Annotated in this window: 14 protein-coding genes; 4 read left to right on the top strand and 10 right to left on the bottom strand. The window is 68.0% G+C overall.

Annotation, left to right across the window (positions count from 1 at the left end; genetic code table 11):
- Positions 1-39 precede the first annotated feature (39 nt).
- Complete coding sequence (gene gshB / locus KHC28_RS08490; protein WP_214007900.1) at positions 40-981, top strand: glutathione synthase; 942 nt, start codon at positions 40-42, stop codon at positions 979-981.
- Positions 982-1,051: 70 nt separating this feature from the next.
- Here gshB and KHC28_RS08485 read toward each other — a convergent pair whose 3' ends face one another.
- The 10 genes from KHC28_RS08485 to KHC28_RS08440 all read right to left on the bottom strand — a co-directional run bounded on the left by KHC28_RS08485 (position 1,052) and on the right by KHC28_RS08440 (position 10,514).
- Positions 1,052-1,333 (bottom strand): BQ00720 family protein, encoded by a 282-nt coding sequence (locus KHC28_RS08485; protein WP_214007899.1) that lies wholly within the window; start codon positions 1,331-1,333, stop codon positions 1,052-1,054.
- A gap of 45 nt (positions 1,334-1,378) precedes the next feature.
- Positions 1,379-1,801 carry an Hsp20 family protein gene (locus tag KHC28_RS08480; protein ID WP_214007898.1) on the bottom strand — a complete coding sequence of 141 codons (423 nt, stop codon included), beginning with the start codon at positions 1,799-1,801 and terminating at the stop codon, positions 1,379-1,381.
- A gap of 173 nt (positions 1,802-1,974) precedes the next feature.
- Positions 1,975-2,886 carry a l-ornithine N(alpha)-acyltransferase gene (olsB, locus tag KHC28_RS08475; RefSeq protein WP_376772654.1) on the bottom strand — a complete coding sequence of 304 codons (912 nt, stop codon included), beginning with the start codon at positions 2,884-2,886 and terminating at the stop codon, positions 1,975-1,977.
- A 290-nt stretch (positions 2,887-3,176) separates the two neighbouring features.
- Positions 3,177-3,896 carry an ABC transporter ATP-binding protein gene (locus KHC28_RS08470; protein WP_214007896.1) on the bottom strand — a complete coding sequence of 240 codons (720 nt, stop codon included), beginning with the start codon at positions 3,894-3,896 and terminating at the stop codon, positions 3,177-3,179.
- On the bottom strand, positions 3,897-4,664 hold the full coding sequence (locus KHC28_RS08465) for an ABC transporter ATP-binding protein (RefSeq protein WP_214007895.1): 768 nt from the start codon (positions 4,662-4,664) through the stop codon (positions 3,897-3,899).
- A complete protein-coding gene (locus tag KHC28_RS08460; RefSeq protein WP_214007894.1) occupies positions 4,661-5,596 on the bottom strand; it encodes a branched-chain amino acid ABC transporter permease in 936 nt (311 codons plus the stop codon). Before KHC28_RS08460 ends, KHC28_RS08465 begins: the two co-directional genes overlap by 4 nt.
- The gene (locus KHC28_RS08455; protein WP_214007893.1) at positions 5,593-6,516 is read right to left on the bottom strand and encodes a branched-chain amino acid ABC transporter permease; all 924 of its coding nucleotides are present in this window, start codon (positions 6,514-6,516) and stop codon (positions 5,593-5,595) included. Before KHC28_RS08455 ends, KHC28_RS08460 begins: the two co-directional genes overlap by 4 nt.
- 55 nt (positions 6,517-6,571) lie before the next feature.
- Positions 6,572-7,738 (bottom strand): ABC transporter substrate-binding protein, encoded by a 1,167-nt coding sequence (locus KHC28_RS08450; protein WP_214007892.1) that lies wholly within the window; start codon positions 7,736-7,738, stop codon positions 6,572-6,574.
- Between the two features lie 114 nt (positions 7,739-7,852).
- Positions 7,853-8,704 (bottom strand): alpha/beta hydrolase, encoded by an 852-nt coding sequence (locus KHC28_RS08445; RefSeq protein ID WP_214007891.1) that lies wholly within the window; start codon positions 8,702-8,704, stop codon positions 7,853-7,855.
- Positions 8,705-8,981: 277 nt separating this feature from the next.
- The gene (locus tag KHC28_RS08440; RefSeq protein ID WP_214007890.1) at positions 8,982-10,514 is read right to left on the bottom strand and encodes a YifB family Mg chelatase-like AAA ATPase; all 1,533 of its coding nucleotides are present in this window, start codon (positions 10,512-10,514) and stop codon (positions 8,982-8,984) included.
- Positions 10,515-10,761: 247 nt separating this feature from the next.
- On the opposite strand from KHC28_RS08440, the gene KHC28_RS08435 reads away from it, so the two are divergent.
- The 3 genes from KHC28_RS08435 to fdhF are packed head-to-tail and all read left to right on the top strand — an operon-like array spanning position 10,762 to position 15,661.
- Entirely contained in the window at positions 10,762-11,235 is a 474-nt protein-coding gene (locus KHC28_RS08435) for a formate dehydrogenase subunit gamma (RefSeq protein WP_214007889.1), read from the top strand.
- Positions 11,232-12,791 carry a formate dehydrogenase beta subunit gene (locus KHC28_RS08430; protein ID WP_214007888.1) on the top strand — a complete coding sequence of 520 codons (1,560 nt, stop codon included), beginning with the start codon at positions 11,232-11,234 and terminating at the stop codon, positions 12,789-12,791. The genes KHC28_RS08435 and KHC28_RS08430 overlap by 4 nt, the downstream gene beginning before the upstream one ends.
- Positions 12,792-12,802: 11 nt before the next feature.
- Positions 12,803-15,661, top strand: coding sequence for a formate dehydrogenase subunit alpha (gene fdhF, locus KHC28_RS08425; protein ID WP_214007887.1), 2,859 nt, complete (start codon positions 12,803-12,805; stop codon positions 15,659-15,661).
- Positions 15,662-15,668: the final 7 nt, after the last annotated feature.

The raw sequence follows: 15,668 nt of genomic DNA, 5'->3' as shown, positions 1-15,668 counted from the left end.
CGCGTATGCGGCCCCTCCTCCCTTGGGACGTCAGCATCCATGAGCCTCAACGTCGCCGTCCAGATGGACCCGATCGACCGCATCAACATTGCGGGTGATTCGACCTTCGCCCTCATGCTCGAAGCGCAGGCGCGCGGGCATGCGCTGAGCTACTACACGCCCGATACCCTCGCCATGCGCGACGGCGAGGTCTTCGCCACCGTGCAGCCGGTTGAAGTGCGCGACGTCAAGGGCGACCATTTCACCCTGGGCGACAAGCAGCGGGTGCGGGTCGACGGCTTCGACGTCATCCTGATGCGTCAGGATCCGCCCTTCGACATGCACTACGTCACCGCCACCCACCTGCTTGAGCGGGTGCACCCGAAGACGCTGGTGGTGAACGACCCCGCCCATGTGCGCAATGCGCCGGAGAAGATCTTCGTTACCGAGTTCCCCGAGCTGATGCCGCCGACGCTGATCACCCGCGACATCGAGGAGATCAAGGCGTTCCGCGACGAGTTCAGCGACATCGTGGTGAAGCCGCTCTACGGCAATGGCGGCGCGGCGGTGTTCCGTCTCACCCGCGACGACCTGAATTTCGGCTCGCTCTACGATCTGTTCGCCACCACCTTCCGCGAGCCCTGGGTGGTGCAGCGCTTCATCCCGGAAGTGACGCAGGGCGACAAGCGCATTATCCTGGTGGATGGCGTGTTCGCCGGCGCCGTCAACCGCGTGCCGAGCGCCGGCGACCTGCGCTCCAACATGGTGCGTGGTGGCGCGGCGAAGGAGACCGACCTTACGCCCCGGGAGAGGGAGATCTGCGAGGCGCTCGGCCCGTCGCTGAAGGCGAAGGGCCTGCTGTTCACCGGCATCGACGTGATCGACGGCAATCTCACCGAGATCAACGTCACCTCGCCGACCGGCATCCGCGCCATCCGCCGGCTGGGCGGCCCGGATATCGCGGCGCTGATCTGGGACGCGATCGAGGCGAAGCGGAGCTGACAAGCAAAAGGCGCCGTCCGGCCCGGACGGCGCCTTGCGCATTCAATGGCCTCGCAATGGCCTTGCCAGCTCAGTGCACGCTGACGGTGACCAACTCGTTCTGCATCGCCGAGGCAATCGCCGCCTCGCGGCTGTCGGTGAGCATCATCGGCGTGCCGTCGGCGGCATGCAGCGTGAACAGCTTAAGCCCCGGCTCCAGCCGCGCCTGTGGGAACATCCGGGCGGCGTCCGCCGAATCGATCGGGCGCACATAGGCGATATGGCCGCCACCGAGATTTGCGAAGGCTTCCGGCGTCAGGGCGTCGGGCGCGCCGCCGGTGGCGGCGGTATCGAAGGTGAATTCGTTGGTCATGGTCCGCGACTCCTTATCCTAGCTGTCGAGACCGGCTCTGGGCACTCACTCGTCGGTTGCTATAGCGATACGCCTGACCACCCGTTCGGGTTCCGGTCGGACGAGATCAACCGACAAAAGACCGTTCTTCAGTTCGGCGCCGATGACATGCATGCCCTCGGCCAGCACGAAGGTGCGCTGGAACTGACGGGCAGCGATGCCCCGGTGAAGAAAGGTCCGCTGCGGTTCCTCCGCCTGGCGTCCGCGGATGACGAGCTCCTTCTCCTCAAGCGTCACATCCAGCTGGTCGCGGGCGAAGCCGGCGACCGCAAGTGTGATGCGCAGCCGCTCCGGTTGGCCCGGTACGGCGATGCGTTCGACATTGTAGGGCGGGTAGCCGTCCGAGCCCTTTGCGACCCGGTCCAGCGCCCGCTCCACCTCATCGAACCCGAGCAGGAAGGGGCTCGACAGCGTGGGAATGCGCGACATGCTCCCAAAGTCCTTGTCCGAAGCGACTTTGCAGTGTGGGACCCCGTAAGGCATCCCGTTGCATCGAGATATGGGCAGGACCGTACCGGCGCGCAAGATGTCGCTGGCCAGGATGCTACCCAGCCAAGGCGCTACCCGGAATCGCGACGGAGGATCGATCGGGCACTACGGGATCAGGCGGCGTGACGCTCGCCATTCATGCCGAAATGGCCGAGATAGCGCGGATCGATGCGCTCGATCGGCATCACGATCAGCACGTCGGTGGTGCCGAACTGATGGTCGATCACCGCGTCCTGGCCGATCTGGGCGCCGAGTCGCAGATAGCCCTTGATCAGCGGCGGCAGCTCGTTGAGCGCCTTCTTGGCGTCGAGGTCGTCCTTGGACATGGCGTCCATGCCCGCCGCGCGGCCGGGCAGGGCGCGGGCGCGCCATTCCGGATCGGAAGGGGCGAAATGGTGCAGGAAGGCCAGCGGGCGTTCCAGCGCCAGAGGGTCGGTGCCTTCCAGGCTGGCGCAGCCGAACATTACGTCGATGCCGTGCTGGCGCACATAGGCCCAGATGCCGTGCCAGAGCAGTTCCACCGTGCGCTTGGTGCGGTAGGAGCTCAGCACGCAGGAGCGGCCGAGCTCCAGGAAGCGACGGTGCGGATGACGGGCGAGCAGCGGGGCGATGTCGAACTCGCCGGCGGTGTAGAAGCCACCATGGCGGTTGGCGATCTCCTGCCGCAGCAGGCGGTAGGTACCGACCACCGTCGGCACCCGGCGGCCGCGTACCAGCCGGCAGGCGTCGTGGTCGAGCACCAGCAAATGGTCGCAAATGGCGTCGAAGCCGTCGAAGTCCCGCCGCGCCAGGCGGGCGGCGGCGCTGGGCAGCGCCGACATCTCCTCGTAGAACACCTGGTAGCGCAGCCGTTGCGCCCGGCGGACGTCGGCGGCGGTGCGGGCGAGGCGCACTTCCAGTGAACCGATGCGGCCGAGGCTCTCCGGGCCCGGCGCGGCGCGGGTCTCGCGGTGGCGCAGGCCGGAATAGGAGCGCAGCGCCGGCATCAGCCGCGAGGGGGCCAGCGGGCCGGCCATGCGGCGCATGGGTTCGGCGATGTGGGGAGCGAGCGAAGAGGGCAAGACCAGACGCAGCGCCGAAGCGAATGGATTCGACGGCGTAACGACCGCATCGTCGGCAAAGTAACGCGTCATGGCGTGCCCCTGAAACCGTCACATATCATAGTTTCAAGGGGCGACAGAATCACGTTTTTCCAACGGCGATGTGACAGATACGGTAGTCGCGCGCCGCGCCGGCCCCGACACATGCGACGAATGCTCCACTGCCCGGCGGCTACGGTCATTCCCGTAAGTCATCCTGTCGATGATTAGCCGACTTATACATGCAGGAAGCGGTCCTTGAGGCCGGGATCGGCGCGGAAGGCGTTGGTGTCGCCGCTCCAGGCCACGCGGCCTTTCTCCAGGATGACGTGCCGGTCGGCGATGCGCGCCAGCGCGTCGGCATGCTTGTCGATGACCAGAATGGCGAGGCCTGCCTGCTTGAGCCGTTCCAGGCAGGCCCAGATCTCGGCGCGAATCAGCGGGGCCAGTCCCTCAGTCGCCTCGTCGAGGATCACCAGCCGGGGATTTGTCATCAGCGCCCGGCCGATGGCGAGCATCTGCTGCTCGCCGCCGGAGAGCTGGCTGCCAAGGTGACGCTGGCGTTCGGCGAGGCGGGGCAGCAATTCGTAGATCGCGGCGAGCGTCCAGTCCGGCGCCTTCGGCTGGCCGTCGCGGCCCGCCTCGGCGGCGCGGGCGGTGGCGATCAGGTTTTCGCGCACGCTCAAGGTCGGAAAGACGCGCCGGCCTTCCGGCACCAGGCCGATGCCGGCATTGGCGATGCGGTAGGGCGGCAGGCCGAGGATCGGGCGCCCGGCGAAGGAGATGGCGCCGCCGCTGGCCGGCAGTAGGCCCATGACGGTCTTCACCGTCGTGCTCTTCCCCATGCCGTTGCGCCCCATCAGCGCCACGGCCTCGCCGGCGCCGACGCGGAGCGAAACGCCGAACAGCACCTGGTTGCCGCCATAGCCGGCCGCGACGTCGGAGAGTTCCAGCATCTACGCCTCCTCGCCGAGATAGGCGGCGCGCACGGCAGTGTCGGCGCGGATGGCGTCCGGCGGGCCGGAGGCGATGATGCGGCCCTCGACGAGCACGCTGATGCGGTCGGCGAGCGCGAAGACGGCATGCATGTCGTGTTCGACCAGCAGGATCGCCGCCTGCCCGGCGAGCCGGCGCAGCACCGCGATCATCGCCTGCGTCTCCGCCTTGCCCAGCCCGGCCATCGGCTCGTCCAGCACCATCAGCTTCGGGCTGGCGACCAGCGCCATGGCCAGCTCCAGCTGGCGCTTCTCGCCGTGGCTCAGCCGGCCGGCGGGGATGTCGGCCCGCTCCGCCAGACCGGTCTCCACGAGCGCGGCGATGGCGGTGGCGTTCAGTCCCGCGTCGCGGCGGACCGGCGCGAGGAAGCGGAAGCTCGATCCGTCCAGCGCCTGGGCGCACAACGCGACATTCTCCAGCGCGCTGAAGCCGCCGATCAGCCGGGTGATCTGGAACGAGCGGGCGAGGCCGCGATGAACGCGTCGGTGCGGCCTCTCGCCGGTGACGTCGACGCCGCCGAGGAGGATGCGGCCGGAGTCGCTTAGGATCTCGCCGGCGATCTGGCCGATCAGCGTGGTCTTGCCGGCGCCGTTGGGGCCGATCAGCGCGTGGATTTCGCCCGGCGCGACATCGAGCCAGACATCGTCGCTGACCCGCAGCCGGCCGTAATGCTTGACGAGGCCCTGGAGCTGCAGGACCGGGGGCGCGGCGCACGAGGCCAGACTCATGGCTTTCCCCTGCCGAGCAGGCGGGCAAGGCCGTCCCGTCCCGCCAGCGCCGCCAGCACCAGCAGCGGGCCGAAGATCAGCCGCCAATGTTCGGTGAACTCGGCGAGCCACTCCTCCAGCAGCACCACGCCGGCGGCGCCGAGCACCGCCCCGTGCAGCGATCCGGTGCCGCCCAGCACCACCATGACGATGAACTCGCCCGAGCGCTGCCACGACAGATAGGCCGGGCTGACGAACTCGGTGAATTCGGCATAGAGACCGCCGGCGAGCCCGGCTATCCCGCCGGCAATGACGAAGGCGACCAGCCGGTAGGCGGTGATCGGGAAGCCGGCGGCGATCACCCGCCGCTCGTCCTCGCCGCCTGCCCGCAGCACCCGGCCGAAGCGCGAGGCGACGAGGACGCGGCCGCCGAGATAGACGAGCGCCAGCAACGCCAGCACCACATAGTGGAAGCTCAGCGGCGATCCGAACGGATCGGTGCCGAGGAAGGTGGCGCGCGCCGGCAGGCTCAGCCCGTCGTCGCCGCCATAGGCCGAGAGGCTGGTGGCGGTGAAGAACAGCATCTGCCCGAAGGCCAGCGTGATCATGATGAAATACACGCCGCGCGTGCGCAGCGAGACCGCGCCGATCGGCAGGGCCAGCGCCGCGCCGGCGAGAATGGCGGCGCCGATCAGCAGCGGCGCGCTGGTAAAGCCGTGCGTCGACAGGATGCCGACGGCATAGGCGCCGGCACCGAAGAAGGCGGCATGGCCGAAGCTGACCAGCCGTCCATAGCCGAGGATCAGATCGAGCCCGATCGCCGCGATGGCGAGGCACATGATGCGTATGGCAAGGTTCACCGCATAGACGTCGCCGCCGGTGATGAGCGGCACCAGGACGAAGCCGGCGCCGATGAGCAGCGGCAGCAGGGAATGTCGGGCGGATGCGCTCATCCCGCCCTCGCGGGGAACAGGCCACGCGGGCGCACCGCCAGCACCAGCGCCATCAACACATAGACCAGCATGGAAGCGAGCGCCGGGCCGGCTTGCGCGGCGGCCGAGGAATCCATTGCGAGCCGCATCAGGCTGGTGGAGAAGGAGCGCCCGAGCGTGTCGACCAGTCCGACCAGCAGCGCCGCCACGAAGGCGCCGCGCACCGAGCCGATGCCGCCGATCACCACCACCACGAAGGCGAGGATGAGGATGTTGTCGCCCATGCCTGGCTCCACCGAGAGGATCGGCGCCGCCAGCGCGCCGGCAAAGCCGGCCAGCATGGCGCCGAAGCCGAACACCAGGGTGAACAGCCGGCCGACATTCACCCCGAGCGCCGACACCATCGCCGCGTCGCTCGCCCCGGCACGCACGCGCATGCCGATGCGGGTATGGGCAACCAGCACATAGAGCAGCAGCGCCACCCCGAGGCCGGCGCCGATCAGCACCAGGCGGTAGAACGGGTAGAGCAGGCCGGGCATCAGCCGCACCGCGCCGGACATCGCCTCGGGAATGTCGACATGCAGTGGCGCCGAGCCCCACAGCGCGCGCACGGCCTCGTTGAGAAACAGGATGATGCCGAAGGTCGCCAGCACCTGGTCGAGATGGTCGCGGCCATAGAGATGGCGCAGCACCAGCCGTTCCAGCACCACGCCGCACAGCAGCGCGGCGCCGAGCGCCAGCACCAGTCCGAGCGCGAAGCTGCCGGTGGCGGCGGCGAAGGCGGCGAGGAAATAGGCGCCCAGCATGTACTGGACGCCGTGGGCGAGGTTGATGAAATCCATCACCCCGAACACCAGCGTCAGCCCGGCCGCGATCAGGAACAGCAACACGCCGAGCTGCAGCCCGTTCAGCGTCTGGATGAGGAGGAGCGTGGTGCTCATGCCCGTGCCCGGCCTTGCCTCCGGCCGCCGGCCGCTGCCCCCGAAAGGAAACGCATCACTTCATCGGGCATTTGGCGGCATAGACGTCGCCATATTGCTTGAACACCGTCTCGGCGATCTCGGTCTCAAACTTGCCGTCCGGCCGCTTGGCGACCTTGACGAGATAGAAGTCCTGGATCGGGAACTGGTTGGTGTTGAAGGAGAAGGCGCCGCGCACCGACTTGAAGTCGGCTTTCTTCAGCGCCGCGCGCACCGCCTCCTTGTCGTCGAGCTTGCCACCGAGCCCTTTCACCGCCGCATCGATCATCAGCGCCGCGTCATAGGCCTGCGCGGCGTAGAGTGCCGGGACATAGCCATATTCCTTCTCGAAGGCGGCGACGAAGGCCTTGTTTTCCGGCGTGTCGAGATTGGGAGCCCAGGCGGCGCCGGAATACAGGCCGAGCGCGGCGCCCTGCGTGGCCGGCAGCGTGGTCTCGTCGACGGTGAAGGCGGAAAGGAAGGGCACGGTGTCGGCGAGGCCGGCCTGGCGGTACTGCTTGACGAGGTTCACGCCCATGCCGCCCGGCATGAAGGTGAATACCGCGTCCGGCTCGGCCGCGGCGATGCGGGCGAGCTCGGCGGAAAAGTCGAGCTGGCCGAGCTGGGTGTAGATCTCCTCGGCGACCTCGCCCTTGTAGTGGCGCTTGAACCCGGCGAGCGAATCCTTGCCCGCCTGATAGTTCGGCGCCATCAGCACCACCTTCTTGTAGCCCTTGTCCTGCGCGTATTTGCCGAGAACCTCGTGGTTCTGGTCGTTCTGGTAGGAGGCGGAGAACACATATGGGCTGCACCCCTCGCCGGCGAGGGTGGACGGGCCGGCATTGGCGCTGATCAGGAAGGTCTTGGATTCCGCCAGCGGCTTGGCGACGGCGTTCATCACATTGGAGAACACCACGCCGACCACGAAGTCGACCTTGTCGCGGTCGACCAGCGCCTTTGCCTTGGTGACGGCGACATCCGGCTTGAGCTCGTCGTCGACCACGATCACCTCGGCGGCCTCGCCGCCGAGCTTGCCGCCGCGCTGCTTAACCGCCAGCAGGAAGCCGTCGCGCAGATGCTGGCCGAGCGCCGCCGAGGGGCCGGAGAGGGTGGAAATCAGCCCGATCTTCAGCTCATCGGCGCCGGCGGCGCCCGGCAGGGCCAGAATGGTGGCGAGCGCCGCAGCGCCGATCGTCCGCTTCACGTCGAAGTCTCCCCGGTTCACCCAAAGTCATCCCGTCTGCTTTCTGGCATGGGGAAGGCGGGCGCAACAATCCCCCCGTGCATCCAGAGCGATAGTTGCCCCGGAGGCCATCCGTCAGGCGGGATCGGCATCGAGCAGGTCGCGCGCCGCCGCATGCAGCAGCCCGTCCGGTGTGGCGAGGCTGTCGAGAATGTCGAAGTGATGGGCGCCGGGCACGGTCAGGAGGGTGGGCGACAGGTCATGCCAGCGTTCCGCCAATCCCGTGCTCTGCTGCCGGAAGCCATCGGTTTCCGCTGCACCGACCGCCACCACGGTGCGAACCGGGAAGCGGGCCGGTGTCTGGTGCAGGCTGAGCCGGACGGCTTCCTCCCGGGTGAGTTGGAGATCGCCGTTGATGCTGGTGGCGACCAATGGGGAAAGATCGAACACACCGGAGATCGGCAGCACGCCCTGGAAGGGGATAGCTGGCAGGTCCAGCGCCTGCCAATCCACCGTCAGCAGGTCGGCGGCGAGATAGCCGCCGGCCGAGTGGCCGGAGATGACGATGCGCGCTCGCTCGTCCGGTGAGAGAAGCACGCGATAGAGATGTGCGAAGGCGGCGCGGATGGCCGGCGCGATGGTGGCAAAAGGTGCCTGCGGGCACAGCGGATAGCTGGGCAGCGCTACTGAATAGCCGGCGGCGAGGAAGGGTTCTGCGATCCAGGAAAATTCGTCCTTCGAGCGCGCCCGCCAGAAGCCGCCATGGATGAAGACGAAGGTACCGCGCGGAGAGGGGGCCCGGAACAGGTCGAGCCGGGCGCGCGGATGCGTTCCATAGGCAAGATCGGCAAGCGGCGGATGCCGCCGGCGGGCCGCCTCCGCCCGCGCCGGCCAGGCGCCGGTGGTGACCGGCATGTCCGGCACGGTGAGCGCCAGGTTGTATTGGAGTTCGCTGGTCTCATCGATGGCTACGGCCGGCGGGTTCATGGCATGCGTCTTTCACATGGTGGGGCGGCGTGCCTCGCGCCTTGGCCGGAACATGCGGAAGGCCGGGTCATTGGCAAGGTCATCGGCCGACGCGCCGCGTTGCAGGCGAACGTGACCTTATAGTCGGGCGCTTCGCTGGATAAAGCGCCGGGCGCTGCCAGCCCGATGAGCTCTCGCGCGTTCACCGGCGGGTTCGCGATCGTGCCCCTACCGTCGTGCCGATGATGCAGACACCGCTACGCTTCCGTGACGGACTGGCGCGACCATTCTCACCTGATCACGCGGCCACCGTCGCCCGGTCGGCGCCGACCCGGTAGGCCAGAGCTTCCGCGATGTGGGCGCGGGAAACCGTTTCGGCACCGGAAAGGTCGGCGAGGGTCCGCGCCACCCGCAGAACCCGGTGATAGCCGCGGGCCGATAGCCGCATGATGCGGGCGGCGTCGGTCAGCAGAGCCGCGCCGCCGGCATCGGGGGAGGCGATGTCCTCCAGAATCGGGCCGGATGCCTGCGCGTTGGTGGTGAGGTCCGGCCGGCCGAGGGCAGCGAAACGTTCGGCCTGGATATCGCGCGCCGCCGCCACCCGCCTGGCGACCGTGGCGCTCGATTCCGCCGGTGCGGGCCGCACGAGATCGACGGCGGAGAGCGCGGGCACATCAAGATGCAGGTCGATGCGGTCGAGGAACGGCCCCGACAGCCGCGCCTGATAGTCGGCGGCGCAGCGCGGCCCGCGCCGACAGGTGAAGCCCGGCTCGCCGGCGCGACCGCAGCGGCAGGGGTTCATCGCCGCCACCAGCTGGAACCGCGCGGGATAGGTGACGCGGTGATTGGCGCGGGCGATGAAGGCGTCGCCGGTTTCCAGTGGCTGGCGCAACGCGTCGAGTACCGAGGGCTGGAATTCCGGCAGTTCGTCGAGGAACAGCACGCCATTATGGGCGAGCGAGACCTCGCCCGGCCGGGCACGGTTGCCACCGCCGACCATCGCCGCCATGGAGGCGGAATGGTGCGGGGCACGGAACGGCCGTCGGTCGGTGAGCGCGCCCGATTGCAGCGTGCCGGCCACCGAGGCGATCATCGAGACTTCCAGCAGTTCCGCCGGCGCCAGCGGCGGCAGGATCGAGGGCAGACGTTGCGCCAGCATCGACTTGCCGGCGCCGGGCGGGCCGCAGAACAGCAGGTTATGGCTGCCGGCAGCGGCGACCTCCAATGCCCGGCGGGCAGTTTCCTGCCCGCGTACCTCGCAGAGGTCCGGCAAGGCGGCGCCGGCGGTCTCCAGCCGCGGCTCGGGACGGGTCAGGCGCTGGCGGCCATTGAGGTGGCCGACCAGCTGGATCAGCGAGGAAGGAGCCAGCACCGGCATGTCCGGGCTGGCCCAGGCCGCCTCCTGCCCGCATTCCGCCGGACAGATCAGCCCGTGGTCGCGGGCATTGGCGCCGATGGCGGCTGGCAGCACCCCGGCCACCGCGGCGATGCGGCCGTCGAGCGCCAGTTCGCCGACCACGGTGAATCCCTCCAGCGCCTCGGCGGGAATGGCGCCGATGGCGGCCATCAGCCCGAGCGCGATCGGCAGGTCGTAATGGCTGCCTTCCTTCGGCAGGTCGGCGGGGGCGAGATTGACGGTGATGCGCTTGGGCGGCAGCGCGAGGCCGGAGGCGATCAACGCGGCGCGCACCCGCTCCTTCGCTTCGGTCACCGCCTTGTCGGCGAGGCCGACGAGGTTGAAGGCCGGCAGGCCGGGGCTGACCTGCACCTGCACGTCGACCGGACGCGCCTCGATGCCCTCGAACGCCACCGTCGCCACCCGCTGGACCATGCCGCCCCCGATCACGTCTTCGCGCGGCGCCGGCGTGCGCCCCGCCCCCGATACCTCACTGTAGGGGACGCAGAGACAGCGTCAAGAACATTAAGGGAACACGAGCGCCGATTTGTCGGTTTCCTCTGCGGCGCAGGGGTCGTTCGATAGAACCTTTCTATCAAGAGACGGAACACCGGAATTGATTTTGGTCAACTGCGGCACGATGTTCTCCATTGGAAAACTTTAAAAGAAGGTCCGGGAGAAAATGCCGCACTACGAGCCCTGGAGCGAGGAGCGGGCGCAAGCCGTCATCGGCGAATTCGTCCATCTCGAAGGCCCGCTGATGCCGATGCTCCACGCGGTGCAGGAAACCTTCGGCTATGTGCCGGATGCCGTCGTGCCGATGCTCGCCGAGAAGCTCAACGTGTCGCGCGCGGAAGTGCACGGCGTGGTGACCTTCTATCATGATTTCCGCCACGAGCCCGCCGGCCAGCACGTGCTGAAGCTGTGCCGCGCCGAGGCCTGCCAGGCCGCCGGTGGTGACGCGCTCGCCGCCCATGCCGAGCACAAGCTCGGCTGCAAGCTCGGCGAGACCACGGCCGACGGCCGGGTGACGGTGGAGCCGATCTATTGCCTCGGCCTGTGCGCCACCGCGCCCTCCGCCATGCTCGACGGCCGCATCGTCGCCCGTCTCAACGAGCGTCGCCTCGACGCACTGATCTCGGAGGCGCAATCGTGACCATCCGCATCTACGTTCCCAAGGACGCCTGCGCCATCGCCTGCGGCGCCGACGAGGTGGTCGAGTCCATCCAGGCTGCGGCGCTCGCCCGCAAGCAGCCGGTCGAGATCATCCGCACCGGCTCGCGCGGCATGCTGTGGCTGGAGCCGCTGGTCGAGGTCGCGACGCCGGAAGGCCGCATCGCCTATGGCCCGGTGGAAGAGACCGACGTCGAGGGCCTGTTCGAGGCCGGCTTCCTCACCGGCGCCGCGCATGCGCTGCGCATCGGCAAGCCGGAAGAGCATCCCTTCATGGCCAAGCAGACGCGGCTGACCTATGCCCGCTGCGGCATCGTCGATCCCGCCTCCTATGCCGACTACGTCGCGCATGGCGGCTATCGCGGCCTTGAGCGCGCACTGGCGCTCGGCCCGGCGGAGATCATCGAGGAAGTCAAGAAGTCGGGCCTGCGCGGCCGCGGCGGCGCCGGCTTCCCGACCGCCATCAAGTGGAAGACCGTGGCGGATGCCAAGGCCGACCGCAAATACATCGTCTGCAACGCCGACGAGGGCGATTCGGGCACCTTCGCCGATCGCATGATCATGGAAGGCGACCCCTTCCAGCTGATCGAGGGCATGACCATTGCCGGCCTGGCGGTCGGAGCGACCAAGGGCTTCGTCTACACCCGCTCGGAATATCCCCACGCCATCTGGGCGATGGAGAAGGCGATCGAGGCGGCGCGCGCGCATGGCATGCTGGGCGTCAACATCGCCGGCTCGCAGCACAGCTTCGACATGGAAGTGCGCATGGGCGCCGGCGCCTATGTCTGCGGCGAGGAAACCGCGCTGCTCGACAGCCTCGAGGGCGGTCGCGGCACGGTGCGCGCCAAGCCGCCGCTGCCGGCCCATAAGGGCCTGTTCCAGAAGCCGACGGTGATCAATAACGTGCTGTCGCTGGTGGCGGTGCCGCACATCCTCGCCGACGGCGCTCAGAAATACATGGATTTCGGCATGGGGCGCTCGCGCGGCACCATGCCGATCCAGATCGCCGGCAATGTGAAGTTCGGCGGCCTGTTCGAGACCGCCTTCGGCATCACCCTCGGCGAGCTCATCAACGACATCGGCGGCGGCACTGCGTCCGGGCGCCCGGTGAAGGCGGCGCAGGTCGGTGGCCCGCTCGGCGCCTATGTGCCGACCTGGCAGTTCGACCTGCCCTTCGACTACGAGGCCTTCGCGGCCAAGGACGCGCTGATCGGCCATGGCGGCATCGTCGTCTTCGACGAGAACGCCGACATGGTGAAGATGGCCCGCTTCGCCATGGAGTTCTGCTCGGTGGAGAGCTGCGGCAAGTGCACACCCTGCCGCATCGGCTCCACCCGCGGCGTCGAGGTCATCGACCGCATCATCGCCGGCGAGCGCCGCGAGAAGAACCTCGAAGTGCTCAAGGACCTCTGCCAGACCATGAAGCTCGGCTCGCTCTGCGCGCTTGGTGGCTTCACGCCCTACCCGGTGCTTAGCGCCCTCACCCATTTCCCCGAAGAATTCGGCGACACGCCCCGTCGCCTCGAAGCCGCCGAGTGAGGAGGACACGCATGTCTCTCGTCCATGAGATCGACTACGGTACCCCCGCCCCCAAGACCGACAAGATGGTGACGCTCACCATCGACGGCGTCGAGGTCACGGTCGCGGAAGGCACGTCCATCATGCGCGCGGCGATGGAGATGGGGACGCAGATCCCCAAGCTCTGCGCCACCGACATGCTGGACGCCTTCGGCTCGTGTCGCCTCTGCCTGATCGAGATCGAGGGCCGCAACGGCACCCCGGCCTCCTGCACCACGCCGGTGGCGCCAGGTATCAAGGTGCATACCCAGACGCCCCGCCTCGCGCAGCTGCGCAAGGGCGTGATGGAGCTCTACATCTCCGACCACCCGCTGGACTGCCTCACCTGCGCCGCCAATGGCGATTGCGAGCTGCAGGACATGGCCGGCGCGGTCGGCCTGCGCGAGGTGCGCTACGGCATGGAGGGCGCGAACCACTTCGCCCCGACCTCCGAGCTCGTCATGCCCAAGGACGAGTCGAACCCGTATTTCACCTATGACCCGGCCAAGTGCATCGTCTGCAATCGTTGCGTGCGTGCTTGCGAAGAGGTGCAGGGCACCTTCGCGCTGACGATTTCCGGCCGCGGCTTCGACAGCCGTGTGTCGCCCGGCCAGTCGGAAGCCTTCCTCACCTCGGAATGCGTGTCCTGCGGCGCCTGCGTGCAGGCCTGCCCGACCGCAACCCTCTCCGAGAAGCGGCTGATCGAGATCGGCACGCCGGAGCATTCGGTGGTCACCACTTGCGCCTATTGCGGCGTCGGCTGCACCTTCAAGGCCGAGATGCGCGGCCAGGAAGTGGTGCGCATGGTGCCGTGGAAGGAAGGCAAGGCCAATCGCGGCCATAGCTGCGTCAAGGGCCGCTTCGCCTGGGGCTACGCGATGCACAAGGATCGCGTGCTCAACCCGATGATCCGCGCCAAGGTCACCGATCCGTGGCGGGAAGTGTCGTGGGAAGAGGCGATCACCCACACCGCCAATGAGCTGAAGCGTATCCAGGAGACCTATGGTCGCCGTTCCGTGGGCGGCATCACCTCCTCGCGCTGCACCAACGAGGAAGCCTACCTCGTCCAGAAGATCATCCGCGCCGGCTTCGGCACCAACAATGTTGATACCTGCGCCCGTGTCTGCCACTCGCCGACCGGCTACGGCCTCAACCAGGCCTTCGGCACCTCGGCGGGCACGCAGGACTTCGATTCGGTCGAGGACAGCGACGTCATCCTGGTGATCGGCGCCAATCCGACCGACGGCCACCCGGTGTTCGGCTCGCGCATGAAGAAGCGCCTGCGCGACGGCGCCAAGCTGATCGTCGTCGATCCGCGCCGCATCGACCTGGTGCGCTCGCCACACATCAAGGCGGACTTCCACCTGCCGCTGCAGCCCGGCACCAATGTCGCCATCGTCACCTCGCTGGCGCATGTCATCGTCACCGAGGGACTGGTCAACGAGCCCTTCGTGCGCGAGCGCTGCGACTGGGACGAGTTCCAGGACTGGGCGGAATTCGTCGCCGACGAGCGCCATTCGCCGGAAGCTGTCTCCAAGCTCACCGGCGTGCCGGCCGAGCTGATCCGCGGCGCTGCCCGGCTCTATGCCACCGGCGGCAACGCGGCGATCTATTACGGCCTCGGCGTTACCGAGCACTCGCAGGGCTCGACCACGGTTATGGCGATCGCCAACCTCGCCATGGCGACCGGCAATATCGGCCGTCGCGGCGTCGGCGTGAACCCGCTACGCGGCCAGAACAACGTGCAGGGCTCCTGCGACATGGGCTCGTTCCCGCACGAGCTGCCCGGCTACCGCCACATCTCCGACGATGCCACCCGCGCCACCTTCGAGGCGATGTGGGGCCGTCCGCTCGATGCCGAGCCCGGCCTGCGCATCCCCAACATGCTGGACGCCGCCGTCGAGGGCACCTTCAAGGCGATCTACATCCAGGGCGAGGACATCCTGCAGTCCGATCCCGACACCAAGCATGTCGCGGCCGGCCTGGCGGCGATGGAGCTGGTGGTGGTGCAGGACCTGTTCCTGAACGAGACCGCCAACTACGCCCATGTCTTCCTGCCGGGCTGCACCTTCCTCGAGAAGGACGGCACCTTCACCAATGCCGAACGCCGCATCCAGCTGGTGCGTAAGGTGATGGCGCCGAAGAACCGCTATGGCGACTGGGAAGTGACGCAGCTGCTGGCCCGTGCCATCGGCATGGACTGGAACTATACCCACCCCTCGCAGATCATGGACGAGATCGCCGCGCTCACCCCGACCTTCGCCGGCGTGTCGTTCAAGAAGCTCGACGAGATGGGCTCGGTGCAGTGGCCCTGCAACGATGCCAATCCCGAAGGCGTGCCGATCATGCACATCGAGACCTTCGCGCGCGGCAAGGGCAAGTTCGTCGTCACCGAATATGTGCCGACCGACGAGCGTTCCGGCGCTCGCTTCCCGCTGCTGCTCACCACCGGCCGTATCCTCAGCCACTACAATGTCGGCGCGCAGACCCGCCGCACCGACAACGTCGCCTGGCACCCGGAGGACCTGTTGGAGATCCATCCGCACGACGCCGAGCAGCGCGGCGTGCGCGAAGGCGACTGGGTGCGCATCGACAGCCGCGCCGGCTCCACCACCCTGCGGGCGGAGATCACCGACCGCGTGGCGCCGGGCGTCGTCTACACCACCTTCCACCACCCGACGACCCAGGCCAACGTCGTCACCACCGACTTCTCGGACTGGGCGACCAACTGCCCCGAGTTCAAGGTGACGGCGGTGCAGGTCGCCCGTTCCAACGGGCCGTCGCAGTGGCAGGAAGACTATGACGCCTTCGCTCGCCAGAGCCGCCGTATCGCCGTTGAAGCGGCGGAGTGATAGCATC

The organism is Ancylobacter sonchi, from assembly GCF_018390695.1.
In the GTDB taxonomy this organism is placed as follows: Bacteria; Pseudomonadota; Alphaproteobacteria; order Rhizobiales; family Xanthobacteraceae; genus Ancylobacter; species Ancylobacter sonchi.
Note: the sequence above shows the minus strand (reverse complement) of the source record. Positions and strands in the feature narration are given on the sequence as shown.

Excerpts from the sequence above, each read along its gene's own strand:
- gshB (WP_214007900.1), top strand. The coding sequence starts at position 40 with ATGAGCCTCAACGTCGCCGTCCAGATGGACCCGATCGACCGCATCAAC.
- KHC28_RS08485 (WP_214007899.1), bottom strand. The coding sequence starts at position 1,333 with ATGACCAACGAATTCACCTTCGATACCGCCGCCACCGGCGGCGCGCCC.
- KHC28_RS08480 (WP_214007898.1), bottom strand. The coding sequence starts at position 1,801 with ATGTCGCGCATTCCCACGCTGTCGAGCCCCTTCCTGCTCGGGTTCGAT.
- olsB (WP_376772654.1), bottom strand. The coding sequence starts at position 2,886 with ATGCGCCGCATGGCCGGCCCGCTGGCCCCCTCGCGGCTGATGCCGGCG.
- KHC28_RS08470 (WP_214007896.1), bottom strand. The coding sequence starts at position 3,896 with ATGCTGGAACTCTCCGACGTCGCGGCCGGCTATGGCGGCAACCAGGTG.
- KHC28_RS08465 (WP_214007895.1), bottom strand. The coding sequence starts at position 4,664 with ATGAGTCTGGCCTCGTGCGCCGCGCCCCCGGTCCTGCAGCTCCAGGGC.
- KHC28_RS08460 (WP_214007894.1), bottom strand. The coding sequence starts at position 5,596 with ATGAGCGCATCCGCCCGACATTCCCTGCTGCCGCTGCTCATCGGCGCC.
- KHC28_RS08455 (WP_214007893.1), bottom strand. The coding sequence starts at position 6,516 with ATGAGCACCACGCTCCTCCTCATCCAGACGCTGAACGGGCTGCAGCTC.
- KHC28_RS08445 (WP_214007891.1), bottom strand. The coding sequence starts at position 8,704 with ATGAACCCGCCGGCCGTAGCCATCGATGAGACCAGCGAACTCCAATAC.
- KHC28_RS08440 (WP_214007890.1), bottom strand. The coding sequence starts at position 10,514 with ATGGTCCAGCGGGTGGCGACGGTGGCGTTCGAGGGCATCGAGGCGCGT.
- KHC28_RS08435 (WP_214007889.1), top strand. The coding sequence starts at position 10,762 with ATGCCGCACTACGAGCCCTGGAGCGAGGAGCGGGCGCAAGCCGTCATC.
- fdhF (WP_214007887.1), top strand. The coding sequence starts at position 12,803 with ATGTCTCTCGTCCATGAGATCGACTACGGTACCCCCGCCCCCAAGACC.